A 25839-nucleotide genomic window follows, 5' to 3' on the forward strand; every position below is an offset into this window, starting at 1 on the left:
AAATGACACCTGAGCTGGGCCGCCTGAAAAGGTGGATCTGACCGTCGAGGAACTCTTGAGTTCTAGCGGTCTTTGCAACTCCCAGTCTTCGGGAGTTGCAACGACCGCGGCTCATTCAAGTGATGAATCCTCCCGGCCCAGGACGTGCGCGCCGTAGCTGACGGGCTGACCTTTCACGTTTCTGGACACCGGCAGTTCCGTCCCGGGACCGGTTCCTCATGGTTTTCGACCATTTGGGAAAGCCAAAGCCCGCGAGCCTGGTGTCGATCCGAGCACGTGCGACGGTGGGGTTGCAAGGCCCGTATGACGGGCCACGGGATGGGAGCAACGGCTCAACAAATGGAAGGAAGACGTCCCACTGCACTGTCGGGCCGACCCGTCGATCGAAAGCCAGCAGGGCCTCACCACCATCTTTGGCAACCCCGGGTCCAATGAACTCCCGTTCCTGATGGACTTCCCGGAGGACTTCCGCTACATCCTCGGCTTGCACGAGGGTGCGGTCATTTCCATGGCCGACGGCTTCGCCCAGGCCACCTGCGGCGCTGCCTTCGTGAACCTGCACGCGGCCGCCGGCACCGGCAACGCCATGGGCGGGCTGACCAACGCCGTCGCCTCCCACACCCCGCTCGTCATCACCGCCGGCCAGCAAATCCGCTCCACCGTGGGCCTGGAGGCCATGCTCGCCAACGTCGACGCCGCCCAGCTGCCCAAGCCGCTGGTCAAGTGGAGCGCCGAACCACTCTGCGCCGAAGATGTCCCGCGGACCATCAGCCAGGCCATCCATACCGCCCAGCTGCCCGCCCGCGGCCCTGTCTACGTCTCTGTTCCCTATGACGACTGGGACAAGGAAGCCGCCCCGAACGGCCGCCACCTGGCCACCCGCCGCACGGTCGAGGGCCGGTCCCTGTCCGCCGGCCAGCTCGCTGAGCTGGTGGAACTGCTCGACGGCGCCACGAACCCCGTTCTGGTCCTGGGCCCGGACGTCGACGCCACCGGTGCAAATAACGACGCCGTGACGCTGGCCGAGAAGCTCGCGGCACCGGTGTGGATCGCCCCGTCGGCCTCACGCTGCCCGTTCCACACTCGCCACCGCAGTTTCCGGGGTGTCCTGCCCGCAGGCATTAAAAATGTCTCCGACCTGCTGGCCGGACACGACCTCATCCTGGTCATCGGTGCTCCTGTCTTCCGGTACCACCAGTACCTGCCGGGCGAGTACCTGCCGGAGGGTGCCCGCCTGATCCACATCACCAACGACGCCGGTGAGGCGGCCCGCGCGCCCATGCGTGACGCCGTCGTCGCCTCCGTCGGCGAGGCGACCCGGCAGCTGGCCGAGGCCGTCGGCACCGCGGACCGTCCCGCACTGCCCGAACTCCCGCCGATCCGGCCGGCGTCCACCGGCAGCGACGCCGCGCTGCACCCTGAGCAGGTCTTCGAGATGCTGCGCAACACGGCACCGAAGGACGTCATCTACGTCAAGGAATCGACGTCCACCACCAGCTCCTTCTGGAACATGATGGACATCGGGCTGCAACAGGGCAGCTACTACTTCCCGGCAGCCGGCGGACTCGGCTTCGGCCTACCCGCCGCCGTCGGGGTCCAGCTCGCCCAGCCCCGGCGCCAGGTCATCGGCTTCATCGGCGACGGCTCGGCGAACTACGGCATCACCGCCGTGTGGACGGCCGCGCAGTATAAGATCCCCGTGGTTTTCCTGATCCTGAAGAACGGCACCTATGGCGCGCTGCGATGGTTCGCCCACGTGCTCGACGCTGGCGAGACGCCCGGCCTGGACGTACCGGACCTGGACTTCGTCCAGATTGCCAACGGCTACGGCGTTCCCGCCGAATCCGTCAGCACCGCCGACGGCCTGCAGAGCGCCCTGACCAAGGCCGTCGAGAGCGGCGGCCCGACCCTCATTGAGATCGCCACGGAGCTGACCGAAACCTAACGGGCGGCATTTTTCTATGACGACGATGGAGGACTGGGAGCCGGGCCTGTGGCCATAGGCATCGTTGGCTCCATCGCCCTGGTGGGTGTGTTCATCGGCGGCCTCATGTTTGCCCAGCTGGCCGAGAAGATCAGGCGCCGAAAGGTCATCATCGCGTGCGTCACCGTCGTGTCGTGTCTCAGGACATTGCGGGCACTTGGTGTCTTGGGACATCGTGAACACTTGATGTCCCAGGACTTCGCGGCCACTTCGGAGTTAGGCTCCGCGGGTTTGGGTGTTGGCCAGGAATCCGCGTGGCTTGCCGTTGCCGATGTAGACGGTTCCCTTGGGCGGGATCGGTTTGTAAGGCTTACCGGTGATGGGCTGCACCCCCGAGAGCCTTCAGGTATTCCACGAGTGCACCGTGTCTGCCAAGGCGGCTCGGGTTCAGGGCCATCCCGTTATCGGAGAGGAACTTCTGCGGTACTCCGTGGCGTTCGATAGCGGTCCGCACGACCCTGATGGCCGCTTCGCTGGTCTCCCCGGGAGCGACCAGGGAGGCCAGCGCAAGGCGTGCATGATCATCAACAAGCTGGAAGATCACGACTTTAGAATTGTCCGCCAGCAGCCATTGCGTGGCGTCAATCTGCCAGCACCCGTTCGGCTCGGGATAGGTAAACCGTTTGTAGACGCTGTGCGGCCTCTTACGCGGTTCCGGGACCATGACGGCGGCCTGGGCAAAGACCCGCCATACGGTCGTACGTGAGGGTGTCTTCACACCCTGCCATTCAAGTTTGGCGATGACGCTCAACGGGCCATAATCGAATCCGGCTTTGAAGAAAAACGCACGGGCCTGCAGCAGTAGATCTTCCATGGTCTGGTCCGTGCGGGAAGGACTATCCACCGGTCTGGTGGACTTCAGCTCCATCGCCTCCATGGTGCTGCCAGACCGGGCAGCGGCACGGACCTTGTAGAACCAGGTGCGGGAAACTTTGTGCTTCCGGCAGAACACCGCTACCGCCCCACGAGGGGCATCATCAGGCCAAGTGGCGACAAGGTGACGGATGCGGATATCGGGATTCGTTGAACTCATCAACAGAGCAAACCAGTACAAGCATTCACGATGTCCTGAGATAGAACTGTTCTTTAAGTCATGGGACTTCACTCGTGCGTCACTGTCGCCAGCCTCGCGGCGTTCGCCTGCTCGTTTGCCACTGACCTGTCCTATGGGTGCCCTCCGGCTCGTCCCCGGCGTCGCCCTTGGCGCGCTGGTACCGAACTTCACGGCCCTGACCAGCGAGCTCGCTCGGAAGGCCTCGAAGGCTACAAAGGCTACAAAGGCTACAAAGGCCACTATGGTCACCCTCGTCTCCTCGCTGTACTGCGTCGGTGGTGTCGGCGCGGCCCTGCTGGCCATGTACATCGAGGAGCGTGCCGCCGTTCTGTGCCGTGCCCGTGCCCTCTTTGAGCAGCATTCCGAGGAGATCCAGACCTGGATCATGCGCGAGGCCGGCTCCATCCTGCCCAAGGCGCAGTTGGAAACCCACGTGGCCGCCTAGGAAGCAGGACATCATTATCGCCAACGACCGCCCTGAACTCTCAACCACTGGGGCGTAAGCCACGAACCCGAGCAGACCCACCTCGACTCCCCTCACCAACAGCCGCTGGCCCCGATGCCGTGTCTCGCGCTGGGAAGATCACCCGTGGGGGCAGCGAGAGGCCCTTGCGCGACTAGGAATTAGTTTGGAATACCAGATTGGAGAACTTTCGCCATAGGGGTAGCGAATCGCACTTTGCCGTGCCACGATGTATACCAAACTGGTGGAAAGGATTGGATGAAGTTCTTCAGATTCTCCTGCACCTTAGCTGTACGCGTCCTCCAACGTCCGGCGACATCACCTCGAAACCCGCTGAATTGATTCAACTGTTTTGATCTCCACGACGAGCCCCACTCTCCCTCAAGCCAAACGAAAGTCACCCTCGTCAGTGAGGACAGACAAGGTCCCGATCGGACAATTCGATCGCCGCACAGACATTCAGAAGAAAGGAACGGCAAATGAAAACTCCTCTGCCGACGAGAGCTGGCTTCATCGCGCTCTTCGCCATCGCTGCACTCGCGCTTACCTCGTGTGGGATCGCGGTCCCCAATACGGATAAGACGACCCAATCAGGTGCAAGCCACCAGACCATCGCCGTAGGTACTCGGGTCGTGGCCGAGACGCTCGACCCTGCGCAGGGCTCGAATGCAAACAATGACTTTTACATAGCCGCCATGTACGACCGCATTGTGGGCTACGACAGCTCGGGAAAACTGGTTCCCAGCCTCGCGACGAAGTGGAAGTATTCGGATGACGCCAAGACCTTGTCGTTGACGCTACGTGGGGATGCCAAGTTTCATTCCGGAAACCAACTGACTGCTGACGATGTCGTTTACACGCTCAAACGGTTGCAGACCCTTGGGTCCGGCAGCGCAGGGTATGTGACTGATCTTGCGTCGATCAAGTCCACCAGCCCGACCGAGGTGACCCTCAGCCTGAAGAACCCTGATCTCTCGTTCATCGGCGCGCTCAGTCTCGTCTATGTCGTCGATTCGCAGCTGGTCCAGAAGAACGCAGGGGCGGACAATGGTCAGCAGTGGCTCAGCAACAACGACGCAGGGTCGGGGCCTTACTCGCTCAACTCCTACACCGCAAACCAACAATTGCGACTGGACAGTTTCGACGCATACTGGGGTGGCTCTCAGGGGCGGCCCTCTGCACTCGTACTCCGGATGATCACCGAGCCCAGCGCTATTCGTGATGAGCTGAAGGCCGGGAACATCGATGTCGCGTATGGTATGCCTTCCGTCGATGTCAACTCATTCAACGCTGATGCCTACAACGTCGTCAGTCTTCCCACCACGCGTGTGACCTTCGGCATGATGAACATGCAGGGTAGGGTCACCAGCGATGTAAGGGTGCGTGAGGCGATCCAATTGGCGTACGACTATGAAGGCCATGTGAAGACCGCCCTGGGCGGCGCGGGCCAGCCCGCGGATGCTATCCTTCCCGCATCCATGGATTGCCGTGTCACAGATAAACCGACGCAGGACATCCCTAAGGCCAAGCAGCTGGTCAAGGATGCGGGCGCCGAGGGCGCAACGCTCTCGATCGCCTACCAGCCGGTAATCCCGGAACAGAAGGTCGCTGGAACGATCCTTGAAGCAAGTCTGCGTGCGATCGGATTCAAGGTGGACGTCAGGCCTGTCACGTTCTCGCAATATTTGGGAATGATCTCGAAGCCAGACACGACACCGGATGTGGCGATTCTGTGGGACTTCGCCCCTTACCCGTCACCTGGGCCCATGCTTAACCACACCTGGAACTCGGCGAATATCGGCACATCGAATTTTGCCAGGTACAGCAACCCCCAGGTTGATAAATTATTGAGCAACGGCTTTGCGGCGACTGATCCGGATGCCGCCTGCACCGCTTTCAAGGATGCCCAGACCCAGATCCTCAAGGACCGCCCCGCAATCCCCATGGCGTACCCGGCAATCGTGCTGGTGCAGGACAAAAAACTCCAGAAGATCGGTTACGACCCCGTGAGTCCCACATTCGATATCACCCTGTTGAAACTAGCCGGCTGACACAGATGGCGGGCTATTGATACGCCCGTCCCGAATTGGAGGTGTAATGGTCTACTTCATATTCCGCAGATTGGGACTCGCTGCCCTGTCACTGTGGGGGGTGGCAACCATCGTCTTTGTGATGTCCAGGCTTATACCCGGGGACATTGCTGGGGTTGCAGCCGGGCGGTTTGCATCCGCTGAACAAATCGAACATGTCCGGGAGACGCTGGGGCTGAACAAACCTCTCGTCGTGCAGTACTGGGATTTCCTTGTTCACGCGGTTCACGGAGACCTCGGCACTTCCGCCTACACCCATCAGAGCGTCGTCAGCGGAATCGGTGCTGTGCTCCCGGCCACCATTCAACTCGTGGTATGCGGCATGATCATCACGATCCTCCTCGCCGTGCCACTCGGCGTGCTCTCCGCGGTGAACGAAGGTAGAGGAGGAGACACCGCTATTCGTCTGATTCTCGTGCTCGAAGGGGGTGTCCCTGTGTTCTGGCTTGCAATCATGCTGCGCTGGATCTTTGGTTCCATCCTCGGCTGGTTCCCGATCTCAAGTACGAACAGTCTTAACGGTGCCCCGCCCCACGTCACCGGATTCAGTGTGCTCGACTCGTTGCTTTTCGGCGATTTCAGCAATGTCCTAGACTCGGTCGGCCACCTGTTGCTTCCGGCTATTGCCCTGAGCGCACCCTTCATAGCCACTTTGGCGAGGAATGTCCGATCGAACATGATGAGCGCGCTTAAGTCGGACTACATCACCTTCGCCGTGTCCAAGGGCGTCCCGCCGGGCCGCATCGTGATCCATCACGGTCTGCGTTCAGCATTGGGCTCCACACTGACCATCGCAGGGATGCAGTTTGGCTGGATGGTCAGCTCCGCCGTTCTTGTCGAAGCCGTGTTTTCCTTACCCGGAGTAGGCAGCTATATGTACCACGCGATCGTCAACCACGACACTTTCGCCGTGCTCGGTGCCGTGCTCATCATCGGCTTCGTATTCATCGTGACAGCGCTGATTGTCGATCTCGTTCAGATGTCCATCGATCCCCGAGTCCGTAACGTCCAGGTAGGTGTGGCATGAAAACCGAAGACAAACTTCCACCCGGCCTGCCCTCGACCCATCCTGACCGCCGCGGCGAAGTGTCGTTCGCATACAGATTCTCGACCGCTACGTCACCGCTTGCAGTCGGACGCGGTTTGGGCGGCCTCGCCCGGCGCTTGTTCGGGGCGAAAACGTTCCTGATCAACAGGATCGCCTTTGGTCTTGTTGCCGTGCTGTTGCTGCTTGCCCTCCTGGGGCCGGTTCTCGCGCCCTATGACCCTAATGCCCCCAACACAAATGCCGCTCTCCAAGCACCAGGTGCCGTGCACTGGCTCGGCACTGATGACGTCGGCAGGGACGTACTTTCCCGCATCCTCACCGGCGCCACCCAAACACTCATCTCCGCTGTGCTCATCGTGGTTTTCGCCACACTCATCGGAGTCATCGTAGCCAGTGCGGCTGCCTTGGCCCCGCGCTGGGCAGATGAAGTAGTCATGCGGGTGTGCGACATGTTCATGTCGATCCCCTCTCTCGTCCTGGCGCTGGGGCTGGCGGCCGCACTGGGACCGTCGCTGACCTCAATAATCATCGCCATGGTCGCAGCCCTATGGCCTGCTACCGCTCGCCTGACACGAGGTATCTTGCGCGAAACCATGACGAGCGCGTACATCGAGTCAGCTCAGATCGTGGGGATGTCGCGGCTGCGCCTAATGGTCAGGCACGCGATACCGAACTCACTTGACGCGATCTACGTCCACGCGAGCATGGAGATCTCAGGAACGATAGTCATGATGTCGGGACTGGCATTCCTCGGCGTGGGGGCTCCACCCCCCAGCGCGGATTGGGGATCCATGATCGCCCAGGGCCAGGACTTCATCACGACAGCCTGGTGGGTTTCCCTGTTCCCGGGTCTGGCAATCACCCTTTCGGCGGTCGCTTTCGGCCTCGCCGGCGATGCAGTGAGAAGCCTTGCCGACCCCTCGTCAAGGAGGTCCTGATGGACGCCAGGAGCCCCATTCTGAACGTCAGTGCACTCTCTGTCTCGGTCCCTGAGAAACTACGCATCGGCGGGGGGCAGGGAGACTTACGGCTCGTCGACGGGGTGTCGTTCCAGATTCGCTCCGGCGAACGGCTCGCGCTTGTCGGAGAATCAGGATCCGGTAAATCGATGACTGCCCGGGCCCTGATGCAACTCGACCGCGACGTCGTACTTAAAGGGTCGGTGTGCTGGGATGGCACGGAACTGTTGGGTGCTGCTCCGCGAAGACTGCGCGAAATACGCGGCGCCGAGATCTCGATGCTCTTCCAAGACCCGATGACAGCGCTCAACCCCGTACTCACAATCGGGGAGCAGGTGGCCGAACCATTGCTGGTGCGGGGCGTCTCGAAGAAGAATGCTTATCGCAAGGCTGCGCAAATCCTCGACCGGTTGCATGTACCCAAAGCGAAAGAGCGTTTACGCGCCTATCCGGGCCAATTCTCCGGGGGGATGCGCCAGCGCGTGGTCATGGCCGCTGCGCTCGTGGCCGAACCCAAATTGCTGATCGCCGACGAGCCCACGACAGCGCTGGACGTGCGGGTGCAAGAGCAGGTGCTCGATCTGATCGAAGAGCAATCACGGGAACTGAATCTGGCCGTGCTCTTCATCACGCACGACCTCGCTACCGTCGCCGGACTCGCACAGAGTGTCGTAGTCATGCACCACGGCAAATTCGTGGAGCAGCAGAACGTCGACGATCTTTTCTCGAAACCACAACATCCATACACCCGCGGACTCCTCGCGTCGGTGCCACGTCTTGATGCTGATCCTAATCGACGTCTTTTGACCGTGGAGGACTACATGGCGAACCACGGAGGTGAAAGTCTTGGCTGAATCATTGATCCAGGTGCGCGAACTCTCCAAGAGATTCGGGGTGCGAGGGAGGGCCTATCAGGCCCTTGACTCGGTATCGTTCGATCTTCGACAGGGCGAAGTGCTCGGTTTAGTCGGCGAATCCGGTTCCGGCAAGACCACGATTATCCGGTGCCTCGTTGGCTTGGAGAAGCAAAGTTCAGGCTCGATCTCTTACCTGGGCAAGAACCTTGGCCAGGTTTCTGCCTCGGAGCGGCGACGATACCGCAGAGACGTGCAGATGATCTTCCAGGACCCCTATTCGAGCCTCGACCCGCGCATGACCGTGCGCCAGATCCTTGAGGAACCGATGCTCGTGGCCGGAGGCTTTTCGGCAAGAGAACGCCACGACCGCATTCTCGACTTACTACACATGGTGGGGCTGGAGGAAGATCACCTCCACCGCTACCCCCGGCATTTCTCCGGGGGCCAGCGGCAGCGCATCTCCATTGTCCGCGCCCTTGTCGTCGGACCGCGTGTGCTGTTGTGCGACGAGCCGGTATCGGCACTGGACGTCTCGGTTCAGGCCCAGGTGCTCAACCTGATTAAGGACATGCAGAAGGAACTGGACCTGACGGTGCTGTTTGTTGCCCACGACTTGGCCGTGGTCAAGTACCTTTGCACCCGGGTGATTGTCCTCAATAGCGGTCGCATCGTGGAGGAAGGCCCTGTCGCACGGGTTTACGGCGCGCCTCAAGACGCGTACACGCGCCAGCTGCTCGAGGCAGTGCCCATTCCCGATCCCGCAGTTGAGCGGGAACGTCGGGCGCGGCGGCTCGAAGGGACGGTGCGCAGGTGAATCGCGTGGGAGCCGACGTCAAGTTCACCGAGGGTGCCTCTGTGCTCGCACCTACGCCAGTGGCAACGCTCGAAGTTTTACAGGAACTGGGTTTCGATGGAATCCTCGTGCGCACCATGGACGAGGCGTTCCCCGATCTTGACCCATTAAGGATCAGCGAGTTCGGGCATGCCGCAGACGCAGCCGGAATGTTCGTGCAGATGGGTCTCGGCAAGATCAACCCCTACATGACCGCAGAATTACCCCGGGTCCGTGTACTCGGCGGCGGAAGCTATCTTGCGGGGATGGAACGCTTGATCCGGATCTGCGGCGCGCACGGATGGCAGGAGGCCTGGACGGCAACCGGTGGGTACAAGAAGTACCCCGGGCTCTTCGCGTTCGAGCGGTTCCGCACCGACGTTGACTGGAAGGACCAGTTGCAAGCCACCGCACGGCTGGTGGCCCTGCTCGCGCCGACATTGCGGGCGAACGGTGTGCGGCTCAACATTGAGACACACGAAGAAATCACGACTTTCGAGATCCTTCGGCTGGTCGAGGAAGCCGGGAGTGACGTGCTGGGGGTGTGTCTCGACCCTGCCAACCTCCTTGTCCGAGGTGAACTGGTCGCTCCTGCCGTCGGTCGGGTCGCGTCGGCCACCCACATGACCCACCTGCGGGATGCCATCGTGATGCCGGTCGAGGATGGGCTTGGGCGATTTCTTGCCCCACTCGGAGACGGCATCATCAACTGGCGAGAACTTTTGGAGGAATTGCTTGCTGACAGACCCGACATGCATCTCACGATCGAAGGGATCGGAGGCAGCAGGGCTGAAATGGCGCTGTTCCCCGACGATTCCGTATGGAGGGCAGGCCATCCCGACCTGGTGGATGCTGAACTTGAAGAAATCGTTCGGCTCGCACAGCGCCAGTCGCAGCAAGCCGCCTCGGGGAAGGCTCCCACACTTGCGGAATTGAGAAGACCGGAAGACAGGCGCGAGGGCCTCATCTCATTTCTCCAAACATCGCTGCACAACCTGCGAGAGATACTCGCAGAACGCCGTCCGACTCACCCCTAGAGAGGAGACACCACATGCAACAATCACCCGAACTACCCACTCTTGCCGAGGCCGTCACGTGCGAGGTAGTGCACCCCGGCGAGTCGGGATATGAGACCCTGCGCCGGGTCTGGAACGCCGACATAGATCAGCATCCCATCGCCATCGTACGATGCGCGGGTGCCGCCGACGCAGCCGCAGCCTTAACATGGTGCGTCGACAACGGCGTACCGGTCACGGTGCGCGGCGGCGGCCACAACCTCGCCGGGACCGCCGTCGCCGATGGAAGCGTACTCATCGACACCGGGCTGATGCGCAAGGTAACCATCAATACGCAGACCCACACCCTCACAGTCGGCGGGGGATGCCGCTGGGGTGATGTCGACCGCGCGGCCGAGCCCTACAACGTGGCCCTCCCCGCCGGGGTCGTCTCCCACACAGGCGTCGCCGGACTGACCTTGGGCGGCGGCGTCGGCTACCTTTCCCGTATGTTCGGCTCGACCGTCGACTTTCTTCGCGAAGTGGAGATGGTCACCGCCGATGGTGTGGTCCGCCGGATCAGTGCAGAGAACGAACCGGACCTTTTCTGGGCACTCAAAGGGGCGGGTCACAACTTCGGCATCGCGACCGAGTTCGTCTTCGACTACGTCGACCTGCCCGGCCTCGCCACGGTGCGCCTCGCCCTTTATCCGTCGGAGGACCGCAAGGACATCCTGCGCCTGTTCCGGGACCGCGGGCCGTCGATGCCGGACAACGTCGGAACCTATGTGCGCCTCTACCGCAGTCCTGACTACTGGTCCCAGCTTCCCCGGGAGCACCGAGGCAAGCCGATCATTTCCGTCGCAACCGTCACCTACGGCAACCCGGCGGAAGAGCCAGCCCTGAGCGCTTCGCTTTTCGAGGTGGGAAGCCCCATCTACGAGAGTGTCAGGACGATCCCGCACGTGACCCTTCAGCACGCGACGGACGACGAATTCCGCTACGGCATCTCCCACTACTGGCGGCACATGGCATTCCGGGAGCTGCCCGATGAAATTTTCGACACCATTCTCAGGTTTGTCGATGCCTACCCCGGCCGTTCGCTAAATTCGAGCTCCTTCATCACCCATCAGACAATGTGCCCGTTCGAGCTCATTGCGGGCAAACTAACGCCGCGCGATCACAGCAACGACTCGACCACCGGAATCCACTCACATTGGGCCGGGAATATCGGCGCAGATTGGGAGTACGCCGACGAACGCCCAGAGCTCGTGGCCTGGGTGAAGAGCTTCGCCTCCGCCATCAGCGAGTGGGAGAACGGCACCTACATCAACTTCACCTCCGAGCGCAGCGACGCAGGCGGGTCACGAAAGATCTATGGATCGAAGTACGACAGGCTTGTCGAAGTCAAGACCAAGTACGACCCCACGAACGTTTTTGCGCACGGGCTGGTTGACCTGGAACTTGATGCCGCAGGCGATTCATGGGCCGGGGAATAGGAGAGCCACATGCTGAAGGTCGGAGTCGACAGCACCAAGTTTCCGGGCGCATCCAACAAGTCCGCCGGGTGGCTACTCGAGCGAGCGAGCGAGATAGGACTCGATGGCGTGTTCTACCGTTCCATTCTAGAGCTCAGCAGCACCCTCGACGCCCTCGAGATCCAGGATGCAATGCAGACGGCCGACGATCTGGGGCTCAGGGTGGAGGCCGGGGTGGCGAAAGTTAACCCATTCGCCACCCCAGAGATGCCGGCCGTGCGGGCTTTGGGCGAGGGCGACTACCTTCTCGGGCTGCGGAAAATGGTTCTCGCCGCAACCTCAGCCGGCATCCATGAGCTGTGGACAGCGGCCGCGAACTACCAGTTCCGCCTACCGGGGATCTACGCCTACGACCGCTTCCGAACCGATGTCGAGTGGAGCGAGCAGCTCGAAGCGACAGCGAAGCTGCTCAAGAAGATAGCGCCGATCCTGCGTGATGCGCACGCCCATCTGAACCTGGAGACCCACGAAGAGATCACGAGCTTCGAAGCCGTGCGGCTTGTCGAGGAGGTTGGTTCCGACGTGATGGGAATCACCTTCGATGCTGCGAACGTTCTCGTGCGGTGCGAGGATCCCGTCGCCGCGGTGAACCGCGCGGCGCCCTACATCCGCTCGAGCCACATCAGAGACGTCGCTCTCGTCTTCACCCCCGACGGCATCAGCCGCTTCCTGCGTCCGGTTGGTGATGGCATCCTCGATTGGGAGCAGATGCTGCGCCCTCTGCTGGCGCACGACCTCATGCTCTCCATCGAGGGAATCATCGACAGCCGTGCCGAAATGGCCTTGCAGATCTTCGACGAGCGCTGGCAGCATGGGCACCCCGACCTCACCCTAGCGGAGGCCTTCGAGGTCATTCGCCTGACCCGCGCCTACGAAACCTCAGTGGCATCAGGAGTGGGGCTAACGCACCAGCAGTTGCGTGAGCCGGTAGCCGTCGGGGAACCTCTCGAGTTCATCGAGCGGAGTGCGCAAAATCTGCGCAGCATCATCGCGGAAATGTCAGCAGCGCAAGCAGACGAATAGAGTAAAGGAAGAGAAATGACGGAGATGCGAATCGACCAGGCCACGGACTACCCAATGCTGAGCCTGCACGAGCGTGACCGCCGCTGGGCTTCTGTGCGTGAACTGATGAATCGGGAAGGACTCGACGGCATCGTTGTCTTCGGAAACGGACGCGACGCTGCCGATTCATACCTCACTAATGAGACTAAGAAGGCCGTTGTGCTCTTCACGCCCTCCGAGGAGCCCGTAATGTTCATCGGTGACGTTCCGCTGGAACGTTTCGACGAGCCAGGCCAACGTTGGGAGCGGTGGGTCCGGGATTGGGTGCACGGCAACTCCGTTGCCAATCTCTCAGCCACCATCAAAGAGAGGGGCCTTGAGAGGTCCCGCCTCGGTATCGTCGGCCTGACCAGCCGTTTCGTTGGAGAGTGGGCGGGCATGATTTCCTACACCACCTGGGCCAACGTTCTGGCTGAGCTCCCCGATGTGAAATGGGTCGACGTAGCTGACGACTATGAGTCGCTTGCGCTCGTGAAGAGCGAGGAGGAGCAGGTCCTATTGCGCAAAGCGGCGGCCCTCGGCGAGGCGGCATGTCACGCCTTCATTGAGAAGGCACGCGGCGGAGGCAATGAACACGAAATTGCGGCGGCTGCCTTCAACGCCATCATCGCCGGTGGCGGTTGGGTTCGGGCTCCCTTCATGCTGGAACGAGCTGGAAAGAGCCGGTTCGCATGGTCCGTTCCCGAGTGGTTCACCATGGGCGGGCCTCCGCACACTTTGCAGCAGGGAGACACAATCGGCGCCGAGATCTTCGCCTTCTACGGCGGCATCGAATCGCAGCAGCAGATTGACGTGTCGATTGGAGCGCCGGACACGCTGCTGAGAAAGTTGGAGGAGGTCTGCCTCGAGTCGTACCACGCCGGTCTCGCCGCTTTGAAACCGGGGGTTCGCTTCTCCGAGCTCGCCGCCGTCATGGAGGAGCCGTTACACCGCTCCGGGACGTGGAATACCGGCCCGATGGTGCAGACAGTCTCCCCGCTTTTCAACAGTGCCACCCGCATCCATCCCGAAGTCGACCCAGCACTGGCGCATCTGGAGAAGCTTCCCTCCGGCGTCGCGATCGACGGTGACTTCGTCATCGGGGAGGGACACGCCTTCGCCTTCGAGCCGAACGCGTTGCGAGACGGCAAACGCGTCTGCATCGGTGGCACCGTTTTGCTTACGAATGCAGGGGCGGAAGAGCTAAATATGGTCTCAAACCGACTAAACGTTGTCGAACCAAGATGATACTCTCCCACCCAAGCGGCGCCCGAGACGCTGCCAAATGCCATTCTGGTGGCTCTGGAACAGTACCCGGGACCCGCGTTCGGTTAGCACAATCGCTCAGCCATTCACCGTCCCACCCGCCATGGTGCGGGGAGCGGGATGATGGCGCAACTTTGCTTCGGTCCCGGCAGAGATTCCTTTACCAGTTGCCGGGCGCCCAACCGACCTCTCAAAACCGCGGCAACGCTAGAGGCCTGAGCCTCGAAATTCGGAGCAAAGAGTGTCCCGCTAGCCAGCCAAAGAATCGCATAAAACATTCGCTGAGAAGGAGATCCTCCATGGTTCTGGTTCTGTCAAGTAAAGATGTTGAATCGCTCACCAACATGGGTGACACGATCACAGCAATCGAGCGCGCCCAAGCAGATGCAGCTACCGGAACTGCGCATAATCCGATTCCCAGCTCAGTACATCTGTCCTCTTCAAACGCAAAGTTCCTGGCCATGCCAGCACTGGCAGACCGTCAACAGCTTGCGGCCGTCAAATTCCTTGCCGATATCCCCGGTAATCGACTAACCGGTCTCCCTGTACAACGGTCAACGATCCTTCTCGCGTCCCAGGAAACCGGTGAGATACTTGCAATACTGGACGGGAGGGTCCCAACGCGGTGCCGCACTGCCGCAGCCAGTGCGGTCGCGACGAAGTATCTGGCCCGGCCGGAAAGCTCCTGCCTGGGCCTCATCGGGGCGGGTCCACTGGCGGTAGCTCACGTGGAAGCGATGATCAGTGTCCTACCCATAGAACACATCATTGTTTGGTCCAGGACAGCGGCAAGTGCCGAGCGCTTCCTCGCACAGACGGCATATCATGGTCTCGATGTGCGGATCTCCGAGGACATTTCCCACGTCATCGCTGCTGCCGACGTAGTTTGCACCCTGACTCCCTCGAAGGCTCCCCTGGTCCAAGGCAAATGGTTCCAGCCGGGCCAACATATAAATGCCGTCGGCGCTCCCCCCCGCCCTGACCACCGCGAAATCGATACCGAAGGCATCACCCGCGCCACCGTTTTCGTCGATGATTTTGGTACCGCTCTGCAAAAATCCGGGGAGATCGTCATTCCGATCGCCGACGGATCCATCTACCCGCAGAGCGTGCAGCGCGAAATTGGTGACGTAATTGGCGGACTGATTCCCGGCAGACAATCAGCGCGGGAGATTACCCTCTTTGATTCCGTTGGACTTGGGCTACAGGACCTCGCCATCGGGAGCCTACTCTACGATGCGGCCAGGGCCGCCGGCGTCGGAGTAGAGGTCAACCTCAGTCTGTAAACAAACATGCTCAGTCGTCACACCGCAATTGAACCGAAGGAGTCACATTGGCAAGGGCCAACATATTAGCGGTGGACCGGACCGCCGAGTCGTCGGAGGAGTCTCTGTCCGAGCAGGTCTACCTGGAGATAAGCCAGCGCATTATCGACGGTACATACCCGCCCGGGTCACGTCTGCGTGAACGAGAAATTGCAGAGGAGTTGAATGTTTCACGGGTACCGGTCCGCGAAGCTTTACCCCGGCTGGAGTCAAATGGTTTCATCGTCACCTACCCCCGCCGTGGCGCCATCATCAAACAAATGACGCTAAGAGATGTGGAGGAGCTATTCGACCTGCGCCTATGCCTCGAAGTCTTCGCAGCTCGCCGTGCAGCAGAGGTTGCTGCAAACGGAGCGCCATCGCCGTTACTGCAGCAGGTCATGAACCAGGCAATGTCTATCGTTGATGGTCCAAACGAAACGGAAATATCTAACACTAATGCGGAGTTCCATACCCGGATAGTGGAGATGACAGGTAACGAGCTACTCAGAATGCATATGAAGTCCTTGGCCGGCCGGCTACGTTGGCTGTTCGCACACACACCCGACCAGGATCCCCGCACCCAATGCGCCGAACACCTTGCCCTTTGCAAAGCAATATACGACGGGAGGCCCGATTTAGCAGCCGCTCTGGCTTTTTCGCACATTGAAATGGGGCGCAAACCATCCTTGGAGGCGCTTAAAGGGGTCTTGCCTCCGAAGTAGCGCAGGGGCTCAACACACGCGCATCGACAGCCGAGATATGCACAGGCTGTTGCGGCCAGTTGTGGATTCAGGCGCCCGTCGCAGTGTAGCTTTGAGCGTGAATATCCAAGCACGGAAGGGCATCAACATGGGGCTGTTCAGCATGTTCAAACCCAAACAAAAAATGGTGGCCACTATTCAGCTGCCGCACGCGGAGCCGGGCCTCAAGGTCACCGGCAGTCACTACTTCGAGGAGAACATCGCCAAAGTCCCCTCCGGCAGCCCCGAATACCAGATCGTCGCCACGCCCGAAGAACGATGGGGAAAAGTCCAGGTCTTCTGGCAGGGTCTGCGGATCGGGCAGCTGCGATTGGACGCACAGCAGGAACGGCACATGCTCAAGGCACTTTCCATGCTCGGACCGGCCGGAACAGTCTTCGGTGCAGCTGGGGTGACCACCGAGGAGAACGCCGTCGAGCTCAGCGACAGGACGTCAGCCCTGCAGGCCCGCACGCGCGTCCAGCTCATGATGCCGCAGCCTGGGCGTCTCGAACGATGGGCCAAGGCCGGCCCGGCCGAGAAGGGAGGGATACTCCTTTCCGAACCGGTAACGGTTCAGGTGCGACTCAAAGGCCAGGGCCCCGTCCAGGACGTCCTTCATGCGCTGGTCGCCGGCAAGGATGAATACCGGGGAAAAGCATCCATCGATGTCGGGACTGAGGAGTCAGGCAAATACAAGGGCCGTCCCCGCCTGGACTTCCTGGTCAACAAGCAAAGCGTCGGGTCCGTCGGGGGACGCTACCAGGAGGAGGAAGCTGCACTCTTCACAGCGGTCCTGGATGGCGGCATGAAAACTGCGGACCTGCACATCCGACAGAGCAACTTCGGTGACAATGCCCTGTACGCAACGGTCGAGTTTCCGGCCGGCTAACCGCCCTCGGGCATGGCACCCCATGCTGCCGCGCACATGAGGCCTGTGCCCAATCAGGGGCACCTAAACGAATTGAGGACCACCATGACCACGCTGAAGGAAAAACTGCACATTTTCGCCTGAAGCCTTGCACCCCGGAATCGAATAGTTGCACTCATGTTGCACTGGCATGAAAACGAGCATAAGAAAACCCCTTCTGAGCTACGTTTCCGCAGGTCAGAAGGGGGTATCGGTGAGCCTCCTGCCGGATTCGAACCGCGAAAAAAAAGCCGCTGCTGCTACGACGAACGTCATTGCCAGCATGAGCCAGGCGTGCGGAAGCTCGCGCAGGTGTCGCATCGCCTGCTCCTGCAAAGACCACCGCCGGTATGCCTCAACGACCAGGAGAGCGCCGATACCCGCCAAACCACGCAGAGCACAATACGCACGGGAACCGGCGCAATGTGCGGTGCCAGCTGGTCTATCGCGATGGAACCGGCAAGTATCGCCAAAGCAGTGCGTATCCACGCCAAAAAAGGTGCGCTCATTTGCCAACGAGAAGCGGTAATCCGGCCTCGTTCCAGTCCTGCGCCACGACGGCTCCTTCATTAGCAACTTCCTTCCACTGGCTGGTGGGCTTTAAGTCCTTATGCGGCTGAAACGGTTCTGAATCCACAGTTACCAGTGGACGATTCCGGTGTGTTCGAGCTCCTGGCCGCCACACGGTACCTATTGCAGTAAGAGTCGTGACACAGGTAAGAGCCGCCGCGCATGACCCTTCCGGCACCGATCGTCGGGCCTTGCGGGTTCAATTTCGGGGAATTCCGGTAATACTTGGGAAGAAACCAGTCCGCACACCACTCCCAAACGTTGCCACTGGCCTCGTAAAGACCGAAACCGTTGGGCGGAAAGGTCTTCACCGGGGCCGTCGCCAGATAACCGTCCTCCTCCGTATTCGATGTCGGAAACACGCCCTGCCAGATATTGCATAAGTGCGTCCCGTCCTTTTTGAGCAAGTCATTACCCCACGGGTATCTGTTCCGGGCCAGACCGCCCCGTGCAGCGTATTCCCATTCCGCCTCTGTAGGCAGCCTGCGACCCGACCACCGGCAGTATGCCAGGGCATCATGGTGCGAGACCTGGACCACTGGATGATCAGGAATATCGGACCAGTGCGAGCCCCGGCCCGCCGGATGGGCCCAATCCGCGGAGCGGACGTTCAGCCACCAAGGGGTCCCGCTCGCCGCGCCCAGAACATCTTCCGGTGGAGCTCGGAGAACCAGGTGGAAGACAGCGGAAGACCCATAGCGTTCGGATTCGGTCCGGTACCCGGTAGCTTCGACGAACGCAGAAAACTGCCGATTTGTCACTGCCGTCGTATCTATCCTGAACGGATCAAGCACAACGTCGTGCACCGGCGCCTCGCCATCCCCCGGATACCCTTCATCGAAACTGTCACCCATCAGGAAGACCGCGCGCGGTATCCCCACCTCGTCGTGTACGACTCCTTCCCGAGGACCGGTTGGAAGCAGGGAAGGCAGCTGGCGCAGGCAAACGCCGCGACGGCGAACAACAGCTCATCCCCTGCGTCCCCCCATCCTTATCGACGGCCACCAACAATCCTCTCCGCGAAGTGATCTACGCTGGAATCCATCGCTTCTCCTCAATTCTTCCCATGGTTGCTTTCCGTTCGCGAGGCCAAGGCAATGCAGGGTGCATCGTTGTCTACTGTCGCTGGATCGGGCATTGGCTGATCCGGATCTTTTTGTATGCTTCCCTTTGGCGCAAAAGGAGAGACATTGTCAATTATCATCCCAAGAGAATCTCTCCCCCGCTTGGTTCGGACGCCTGAACCTCCCCTCTGAAAATCAGGCATGGCCAGCAAACCATCGCCTTGGGCCACGACATCCTTCATCGGCGGCCCCAGCGGCCCCGGTGAGCACGCGCACCGGCCCCGGGGCAGGTTTCTATTACACGATGGATGCGTTGGGCCGATCATCCTACTCACCGACTCCACCGCGGCCGCGGCCGAAACATACGACTACGACTCCTGAGGCCCTGCCACCACCAGCCCGTGGACCTATGCCGGTGGTACATCACCAGGATCGCCGCCAAGGCCGGAACGCGCTGGGCCGGCTAGTCACCAGGCGACCACGATCAAGCAACCCTGACCGGAACCGGCCCGAGCTGTTAGTACCGCATCCTGTCCCATTGTTCTTGACGTGCCAAGCGGACGCCGTTAGCTGATGAAGCGTTCTACGGCGGTCACCGGACGTACGCGCTCGGCCGCGGGAATGTCGCCGGCAAAGGCGAGCCATTGGGCAAACTTGTCCCCCCGTGCCACAAGCTGGTGGTACATCGCCCGGCGCATGGTGGCAACCCGGTCACGATAGGCGGGAACGTTGATGACATTGTTGAGCTCATTGGGATCGGTGATCATGTCGTAAAACTCGTCAATGCCCTCCGGGTTGGCAATGTACTTCACCTCCTTGTTGCGGATCATGCGTTGGGCGTACGGGAAGTGGTGGCCGTGAAACTCGCACAGCATGTCCTCCCGCCAGCCCGCCACGTCCTCGCCTGCGGCCAGGGGCAGCAGTGAGCTGCCGTGGACCCCGGATGCGTCCGCGCCGGCGATGTCATGAAAGGTGGCCGTGTAATCGAGCAGGCTGACGAAGCGGTCCTCGCGGCGCTCCTGCTCGCCGGGCAGTGCAAGGATGGCCGGAATCCGGTAGATGTCCTCATACATGGCCGGGCCCTTGTCGTTGAGCCGGTGTGCGCCGGTGAACTCGCCGTGGTCCGCGGTGAACATGACGGCCGTACTGTCCGTCAGGCCCAGCTCGTCCAGGACGGCCAGAATGCGCCCGACCTCGTGGTCGATCATGGACACGTAACCCCAGTACACGGCCGTGAGCTTCTTCCACTCATCGACACTGAAACAGTCCGTGGACCAGTACTCGGCATACGCCTGCTGGACCATGGGCTTGCCGTTGAACGTCTCGGCAAAGGAGCCGGGCAGTTCCACTGTGGCCGGATCCACCATGTCATACCACTTTTGCGGGATCAGGTAGGGCAGGTGCGGGCCGAAGATGTGGCAGGAGAGAAAGAACGGCGTGCCGTCAACCTCCAGGGCGCCCGCGGCAAACTCCCGCAGCTTGGCGATTGTCTGGTCGGCCAGGAACGCCTCAAAGGTCGCTCCCGTGGGCTGGTCCGTGACCCCGGCAATCAGGTGGCCCTGGCTGCCGTCCGCCCGCGTGGTGTAGATGGGACTGGAAATGTGGAAATCCGGGAAATCATTCGCCTTCAGCCACCCCTCGTAGCCGGGGTCGTCAAAGACGTTCAGCGCCCCGGGCAGGTGGATCCCCTCAAAGCCGTAGTGTTCCGGGCCGCGGTCTTTGCCCACATGCCACTTGCCGACATGCCCGAGCCGGTAGCCCTGCTCGATGAGGGCTGCGGAAAACGTGGGAAGGCCGTCCGGGAGTTCCTCGCGGTGTCCGGAATTCCATTCATAGTTGGCCAACAGCCCGTGTTCAAAGGGTTGCAGGCCCGTGAGCAGGCTGGCGCGCGCGGGCGTGCAGATGGCCGTGGGCGTGTAAGCCCTGTCAAAGGTGGTCCCGCGAGCGGCCAGCCGGTCAAGGTTGGGTGTGTGGTTGGAGGTGTTGCCGTAGCAGCCCAAGGTGTCGATGCGCTGCTGGTCCGTCATGAGGAACAGCATGTTTAGCGGCTTTTTACCGGCTGCTGTGGAAGGTGATGGGGGTGTCATTGCGGATTAGACCTTTTTTGCGTCAACGTACAGTGCAGCGTTGTAGAACGTCTTGGGGTCTACAACATTGGTGATCTTGCCGCCGGTTTTGAATTGCTCCTCCAGGGCCTTGAGCCAGGTGTCGATGGTGCCCTTGGTGGAGAGGTCCTCCAGTTCCTTGGACGTGAACAGCTTGGCCACATCGGCTTGGGCCTTCATGTCCTCTTCCTTGACCTTCAGGAAGGAGGCGGTTGCGGCAATCGTCTTATCCTGGTTGTTGTAGCGGTAGTCGTTGGCCGCCTTGATGACGGAGATGAAGTTGGTGGCCAGGTCCTTGTCCTTGGCTGCCCGGCCGGGGCCGGCCACGAAGGTTGAGGGGAATGTGAAGGTGTCGATGAAGTTTTCGTTGCTGAAGAGTTCCACCAGGTTGGGCTTGGCCTTTTTGATGTTGTCGATGAGCGGGTACCAGAGCGCGGCGCCGTCGATCTGTCCGGCGGCAAAAGCCGACACGGCTGTGGAGGGGTCCATGGAGACGATGTTGAAGTCGCTGCGCTGCAGGCCCTCCTTTTCCAGCGCCAGTCCCAGGAGCTGGTCGCCGGAGGTGCCGGTGGGAACCCCGATTTTCTTGCCCTTCAAGTCAGCCAGGGTTTTGATGCCGGGCTGGGCAATGATGCGGTCGGCGTTGGAGATGGAATTGACGGACCAGATCTCGGCCTTGCCGGAAGCCGGCAGCCACAGGGCGCCGGATCCGATGTAGGCAACGTCAATGTTGTTCGTGCCCAGGGCCTGGATGGCGAGCGGGCCGTTGGTGAAGGGAATGTACTGCGGCTTCAGGCCTGCCTTGGCCCAGTAGCCTTCCTGATCGGCAACGGCCATCAGGCCGGCACCGTTGTAGTCGGCGATGTAGCCGACCTTGATATCGGCAACCTGTTTGCCGCCGGCGCTGCCGTTCTTGGCCCCGCAGGCGGCCAGCAGCGAGATGGCTGCGGCGCCCATGGACAGCTGGATGACATTGCGGCGGGAAATAGGTGCGGACATGGTTTCTCCTGAAGGGGTGGGATGCGTGCCCGGCGTTGGGCACTGGTCAAAAAGTTCGTGGAGCGGTGGTGCTATTCGTCGGCGCCCTTAGCATCCGGCTGGTGGTAGACCGCTTCCCAGACCCGTGCGCGGAGCCTGGCGAACTCATCCGAGAGGCGCATGGACTCGGTGCGGGGGTAGGGAAGGTCGATCATGATTTCCTGATAGATGCGTCCCGGGCGGGCGGCCATGGCGATCACGCGGGAGGCCAGGAAAACCGATTCGTCGACGTCGTGCGTGACGAACATGACGGTGCGCCGTTCTTTGGTCCAGGTTTCCAGCAGCTGCTCCTGCATGTGCACCCGGGTGAGGGCGTCGAGGGCGCCGAAGGGCTCGTCCATGAGCAGGATTTCCGGGTTGACGGCGTAGGCGCGGGCAATGGCGCAGCGTTGCTTCATGCCACCGGAAAGCTCCTTGGGCAGGGCCTCGGCAAAACGGGTCAGGCCAACGAGGTCCAGGTAGTGGTCCGCGATGGCGCGGCGCTCCCCGGCTGGCATTTTTTTCAGCTTCAGACCGAACTCTACGTTCTTGCGGACGGTCAACCACGGGAAGAGGGCATATTGCTGGAAGATGACGCCGGTACGGGGGCTCGGGCCGTCCACCTCGAGCTCATCCACCACCACGCGCCCGCTGGTGGGATCCAGCAGACCGGCGGCTGCATTGAGCATGGTGGATTTTCCGCAGCCGGAAGGGCCCACCACGGTGACGAACTCGCCGTCGGCAATGCTCAGATTCACCCCGTCCAGGGCTGTGAACTTGCTCCCGCTCAGCGTGAACTCCTGGTGCAGGTTTTCAAAACGGATCATGGCATTTTTGGTCTCGGTGGTCATGGGGATTCCTTAGCGGCGTTCTTGCCAGCGGGTGAGGCGGGCCTCAATCATCAGCAGCAGTCGGTCCATGATCAGGCCGAGGATGCCGATCGCGATGAGGCTGACAAAGATGGTGGGAAGGTCATAGTAAAGCTGGGCCTGTTGCATGCGGAATCCCAGTCCGTTGGGAGCGGCGATGAGTTCGGCCGCCACCACGGTGGCCCAGGCGGCACCCAGCCCAATCCGCATGCCGACCAGGATGAACGGCGAGGACGCCGGCACCACCACGCGGATGAACACCGTGAAGCTTTTGGCGCCCAGGACGCGGGCGGCATTGATGAGCGTGTTCTCCACGCCCACCACACCCTGAAAGGTGGAAATCACGCACGAGAGGAACGCCGCCAGGAAAATGACGAACACCTTGGGCACCTCGCCAATTCCCATGGTCACGATGGCCAACGGAATGATCGCCAGGGGAGGGATCGTGCGGAAGAACTGGACATAGGGTTCGATGATGCCCCGGGCAACGGTGTACCAGCCCATGAGAAACCCCACCGGGATGGCCAGCAGGGTACCCAAGGCAAAACCCGTCAGGACGCGTGCAAGCGACGCGCCGCTATCCTCGGCCAGGGTGCCATTGGCCATAAGCTCCCCGCCACGTTCGATCACTTCAACGGGGCCAGGGAGGCCCTGGATGCCGATGGCCGAAACGAGCCACCAGCCGATGATGCCCGCGGCGACGGAGGCAAGGTTAATGGAAAGCATGACCTTGCGGCTGAACTTGCGGTTTCCACCGTTGCGCGGCTTCCTCGGCGGGGAATTCTCCGGGGCCTCCGTGGAGACCCCACCACCCCCGGGGACAAGGGATGTGTCGGCGGCTGTTGGGGGGTTCTTAGGTGCCATAGGACTAACTTATGACCCAGCTCACTTCGATGTCAAGAGTACTTATGTAAATAGATTTGTCATTAAGTGTTTGCACTGGTAACTTGCGGCACCAGGTACCCTGCTGGCTTTGCCTTGCTCCGAGATGCGGCGCGTACTCTGGAGGGCTGGGGCTGTGTTTCCGCTACAGGTGCCGGCGTTAAATTCCGGCGAAGGCCCAGTGTCGGAGAGCCATAATAGCCGCGCCATCGCTGCCTGACGTCGGCGAGAACGGGGCCCGGGTGATGATCGTTGCCCGCGGACCAATCTCCAGCTGCTGTTCCGCCAAGGATTTCCGTACGGGCTCCAGTAGCGGTTCGCCGAATTGGGCAAGTTCCCCTGCAACCACCACGCGGTTCGGGTCAACTAGAACGCACGCACTGGTCAGAGCGCGACTCAGCAGCTCCGCCGCCCAGTCCACCACCGCCCGGGCCGTGCGGTTTCCCGCCTCCGCGGCCGCCGCCATCGATTCAATGGACTCAAAAGCCTGCCCGCGCTTCTCGGCCTCAGCCAGCACATTGGCCACATTGAGGAACCGTTCAAGGCACCCCCGATGTCCGCACCAACACCTCGGGCCGGAAAAGTCGACGCTGATGTGCCCCAGTTCCCCGGCAATGCCGTTGCCGCCGCGCAGTAACGCACCATCCACCACCACCGCACAACTGATGCCTGCGGACAAAACGACGTAGAGCAGGTCGCCGTTGGGGTTGCCGTTTTCAGTGGCGGCTGCCATGGCAGCCAGACGAATGTTGTTGTCCCACAGCAGCGGTGTGGCTACGGCGTCGCGAAGAGGTGCCAGCGAGACGCCCTGCGGATCGTGCTGCAGATCGCCGCCGGCATCGGCCAGCGACCGTGGATCGGCGTGCCTGCTCGCTATGCCGACGCCCATACCCACAAGGGACTCCGGACGGACTTCCCCCGCGCCCACCAAGGTGCGGAGCATCCCCGCGGCATGCTCCACTTTGGCAGCCAAATCCATCGGGGCACTGAGTTCAATATGTTCACGTGCCACAGGAGACCCATCAAAACCCACCACGGAGACACTGATCCTGCTACGGGCCAACTCAACCCCGACGGCCACGCCCGCAACAGGATTCAACCTCAGGACCTTAACAGGCCTGCCGTTGCGGCCGGGGCCGTAGCTCGACTGGTCGGCTTCAGTCAGGATGCCATATTGCCGCAAGTTCCCCACAATCACCGACAGAGTCGTGCGGGAGAGCTTGGTGTCAGCCTCCAGCTCCCTGCGGGTCCGGCTGCCGTTCTTCACGAGCGATTCAAGTACACGAAGTTCATGTCCACGTCGTACCCCCTGCAATGCCCCATCACCGCGTGTCAGCACCGGCACTCCTCCCCATGGCCCCACATTATCGCCGCACGTTCCGCGCGCATACTTTCCATACTGCGCCTGCCGGTCATTTATGTAAAGTCTGTTAGCTTTACTCAGATGCCCCGGCTTGATGCGGAACGCGTCTACCTCGACCAGGGATCAGCGGGACCAAGGCCAGCCGTCCCGACCTGGGCAAGATGCAGGACCGCCGCAGCCGGAGCGACGAAGCCGTGGTGTGGAAGCTGGACCGCCTGGGCCGCAACACGCGCCGCATGCTGGAACCGCTCCAGCGTCAGCCGTGCGAACGAACTGAAGGCCCAGCGCCTGAAACCTGCCGACATCGTAAAGAATATCGGGGCCAGCCCGTGCCACCGTCTACCGATACCTCAGCATGGACGCCAGCTGACACCAGCGCCGCCAGCATCGTCCCGGTGACCTGGCGGTCCGAGGCCTCGATCCGCGACGGCCATTCTTTCGAGAAGGGCCGCAGCAATGGACAAAACACCGAAGGGTAAAGATGTCCGTGCGTGCGGGTAGGCCTGATGTGCACAACTGGTCAGCATCGGCCTGATGCTGCCGCGGTTCCGTGAGTTCCTCCAACATCTACAGCGCAATCTACGCTCAGGCTGGCTGATGGTGCTGCTGACCCCGCTGTGGCGCAGCAGCAGCGATGATCGAGAATACGTGCTCCGCAAGAAGGAGACGGCGAGTACGTCGTCGCCGTTCTTCGTGCAGGAGCGGCATGAATTGGGTCGGTGGCTCGGATCCGTATTCAGGTCCTTTGCTTGATCTTCCCTGAGGGCTCGATCGCTTCCGGTGCGGCGAGAGGACTCGCCGGGATTTGCCCAGTGCAGCTGACAGCCGGGCCCTAGCACCTGATGGTAGGGCTCCGCTTTCAGCGGGATAGCTCTGGTGTTATCG

Annotated in this window: 24 protein-coding genes; 16 read left to right on the forward strand and 8 right to left on the reverse strand. The window is 61.2% G+C overall.

Annotated features, from left to right (window positions below; all coding sequences use genetic code 11):
* Positions 1-382 precede the first annotated feature (382 nt).
* Complete coding sequence (gene mdlC, locus QMG52_RS19320) at positions 383-1945, forward strand: benzoylformate decarboxylase (RefSeq protein ID WP_283562071.1); 1563 nt, start codon at positions 383-385, stop codon at positions 1943-1945.
* 349 nt (positions 1946-2294) lie between these two features.
* Here the strand turns inward: mdlC and QMG52_RS19325 are convergent, their stop codons facing one another.
* Entirely contained in the window at positions 2295-3017 is a 723-nt protein-coding gene (locus tag QMG52_RS19325; protein ID WP_283562048.1) for a DDE-type integrase/transposase/recombinase, read from the reverse strand.
* 133 nt (positions 3018-3150) lie between these two features.
* Here QMG52_RS19325 and QMG52_RS19330 point away from each other — a divergent pair, with 133 nt between their 5' ends.
* The 13 genes from QMG52_RS19330 (at position 3151) to QMG52_RS19390 (ending at position 17066) form a co-directional block, all read left to right on the forward strand.
* Positions 3151-3483 carry a hypothetical protein gene (locus QMG52_RS19330; RefSeq protein WP_283562049.1) on the forward strand — a complete coding sequence of 111 codons (333 nt, stop codon included), beginning with the start codon at positions 3151-3153 and terminating at the stop codon, positions 3481-3483.
* 497 nt (positions 3484-3980) lie between these two features.
* On the forward strand, positions 3981-5552 hold the full coding sequence (locus tag QMG52_RS19335; protein ID WP_283562050.1) for an ABC transporter substrate-binding protein: 1572 nt from the start codon (positions 3981-3983) through the stop codon (positions 5550-5552).
* A gap of 46 nt (positions 5553-5598) precedes the next feature.
* Positions 5599-6618, forward strand: coding sequence for an ABC transporter permease (locus QMG52_RS19340; protein ID WP_283562051.1), 1020 nt, complete (start codon positions 5599-5601; stop codon positions 6616-6618).
* Positions 6615-7577, forward strand: a complete 963-nt coding sequence (locus QMG52_RS19345; protein WP_283562052.1) for an ABC transporter permease — start codon at positions 6615-6617, stop codon at positions 7575-7577. The genes QMG52_RS19340 and QMG52_RS19345 overlap by 4 nt, the downstream gene beginning before the upstream one ends.
* The gene (locus QMG52_RS19350; RefSeq protein WP_283562053.1) at positions 7577-8452 is read left to right on the forward strand and encodes an ABC transporter ATP-binding protein; all 876 of its coding nucleotides are present in this window, start codon (positions 7577-7579) and stop codon (positions 8450-8452) included. The genes QMG52_RS19345 and QMG52_RS19350 overlap by 1 nt, the downstream gene beginning before the upstream one ends.
* On the forward strand, positions 8445-9269 hold the full coding sequence (locus QMG52_RS19355) for an ATP-binding cassette domain-containing protein (RefSeq protein ID WP_283562054.1): 825 nt from the start codon (positions 8445-8447) through the stop codon (positions 9267-9269). The genes QMG52_RS19350 and QMG52_RS19355 overlap by 8 nt, the downstream gene beginning before the upstream one ends.
* Positions 9270-9274: 5 nt before the next feature.
* Positions 9275-10324 (forward strand): sugar phosphate isomerase/epimerase family protein, encoded by a 1050-nt coding sequence (locus QMG52_RS19360; protein WP_283562055.1) that lies wholly within the window; start codon positions 9275-9277, stop codon positions 10322-10324.
* 14 nt (positions 10325-10338) lie between these two features.
* Positions 10339-11781, forward strand: a complete 1443-nt coding sequence (locus tag QMG52_RS19365; protein WP_283562056.1) for an FAD-binding oxidoreductase — start codon at positions 10339-10341, stop codon at positions 11779-11781.
* Between the two features lie 9 nt (positions 11782-11790).
* Positions 11791-12843: a sugar phosphate isomerase/epimerase family protein gene (locus QMG52_RS19370; protein WP_283562057.1), complete on the forward strand. Its 1053-nt coding sequence runs from the start codon at positions 11791-11793 to the stop codon at positions 12841-12843.
* A gap of 15 nt (positions 12844-12858) precedes the next feature.
* A complete protein-coding gene (locus QMG52_RS19375; RefSeq protein WP_283562058.1) occupies positions 12859-14109 on the forward strand; it encodes a M24 family metallopeptidase in 1251 nt (416 codons plus the stop codon).
* A 317-nt stretch (positions 14110-14426) separates the two neighbouring features.
* Positions 14427-15413, forward strand: coding sequence for an ornithine cyclodeaminase family protein (locus tag QMG52_RS19380; RefSeq protein WP_283562059.1), 987 nt, complete (start codon positions 14427-14429; stop codon positions 15411-15413).
* Positions 15414-15460: 47 nt separating this feature from the next.
* The gene (locus tag QMG52_RS19385) at positions 15461-16156 is read left to right on the forward strand and encodes a GntR family transcriptional regulator (protein ID WP_283562060.1); all 696 of its coding nucleotides are present in this window, start codon (positions 15461-15463) and stop codon (positions 16154-16156) included.
* A 97-nt stretch (positions 16157-16253) separates the two neighbouring features.
* On the forward strand, positions 16254-17066 hold the full coding sequence (locus QMG52_RS19390; protein WP_283562061.1) for a hypothetical protein: 813 nt from the start codon (positions 16254-16256) through the stop codon (positions 17064-17066).
* Between the two features lie 290 nt (positions 17067-17356).
* Here QMG52_RS19390 and QMG52_RS19395 read toward each other — a convergent pair whose 3' ends face one another.
* From QMG52_RS19395 to QMG52_RS19425, 7 genes are all read right to left on the reverse strand, one after another.
* Positions 17357-17593 carry a DUF202 domain-containing protein gene (locus QMG52_RS19395; RefSeq protein WP_283562062.1) on the reverse strand — a complete coding sequence of 79 codons (237 nt, stop codon included), beginning with the start codon at positions 17591-17593 and terminating at the stop codon, positions 17357-17359.
* A 99-nt stretch (positions 17594-17692) separates the two neighbouring features.
* On the reverse strand, positions 17693-18577 hold the full coding sequence (locus QMG52_RS19400; protein ID WP_502920577.1) for a formylglycine-generating enzyme family protein: 885 nt from the start codon (positions 18575-18577) through the stop codon (positions 17693-17695).
* Between the two features lie 707 nt (positions 18578-19284).
* On the reverse strand, positions 19285-20757 hold the full coding sequence (locus QMG52_RS19405; RefSeq protein WP_283562064.1) for a sulfatase family protein: 1473 nt from the start codon (positions 20755-20757) through the stop codon (positions 19285-19287).
* 54 nt (positions 20758-20811) lie between these two features.
* Positions 20812-21822, reverse strand: a complete 1011-nt coding sequence (locus QMG52_RS19410; RefSeq protein WP_283562065.1) for an aliphatic sulfonate ABC transporter substrate-binding protein — start codon at positions 21820-21822, stop codon at positions 20812-20814.
* 71 nt (positions 21823-21893) lie between these two features.
* On the reverse strand, positions 21894-22691 hold the full coding sequence (locus tag QMG52_RS19415; RefSeq protein ID WP_283562066.1) for an ABC transporter ATP-binding protein: 798 nt from the start codon (positions 22689-22691) through the stop codon (positions 21894-21896).
* A gap of 9 nt (positions 22692-22700) precedes the next feature.
* Entirely contained in the window at positions 22701-23573 is an 873-nt protein-coding gene (locus tag QMG52_RS19420; RefSeq protein ID WP_283562067.1) for an ABC transporter permease, read from the reverse strand.
* A gap of 178 nt (positions 23574-23751) precedes the next feature.
* The gene (locus QMG52_RS19425) at positions 23752-24858 is read right to left on the reverse strand and encodes an ROK family protein (protein WP_283562068.1); all 1107 of its coding nucleotides are present in this window, start codon (positions 24856-24858) and stop codon (positions 23752-23754) included.
* A gap of 257 nt (positions 24859-25115) precedes the next feature.
* Between QMG52_RS19425 and QMG52_RS19430 the strand changes: the two genes are divergently transcribed.
* Positions 25116-25433 (forward strand): hypothetical protein, encoded by a 318-nt coding sequence (locus QMG52_RS19430; RefSeq protein WP_283562069.1) that lies wholly within the window; start codon positions 25116-25118, stop codon positions 25431-25433.
* A 118-nt stretch (positions 25434-25551) separates the two neighbouring features.
* On the forward strand, positions 25552-25707 hold the full coding sequence (locus tag QMG52_RS19435; protein WP_283562070.1) for a hypothetical protein: 156 nt from the start codon (positions 25552-25554) through the stop codon (positions 25705-25707).
* Positions 25708-25839: the final 132 nt, after the last annotated feature.

It is taken from the genome of Paenarthrobacter sp. PH39-S1 (assembly GCF_030063245.1).
Lineage (GTDB): Bacteria > Actinomycetota > Actinomycetes > Actinomycetales > Micrococcaceae > Arthrobacter_M.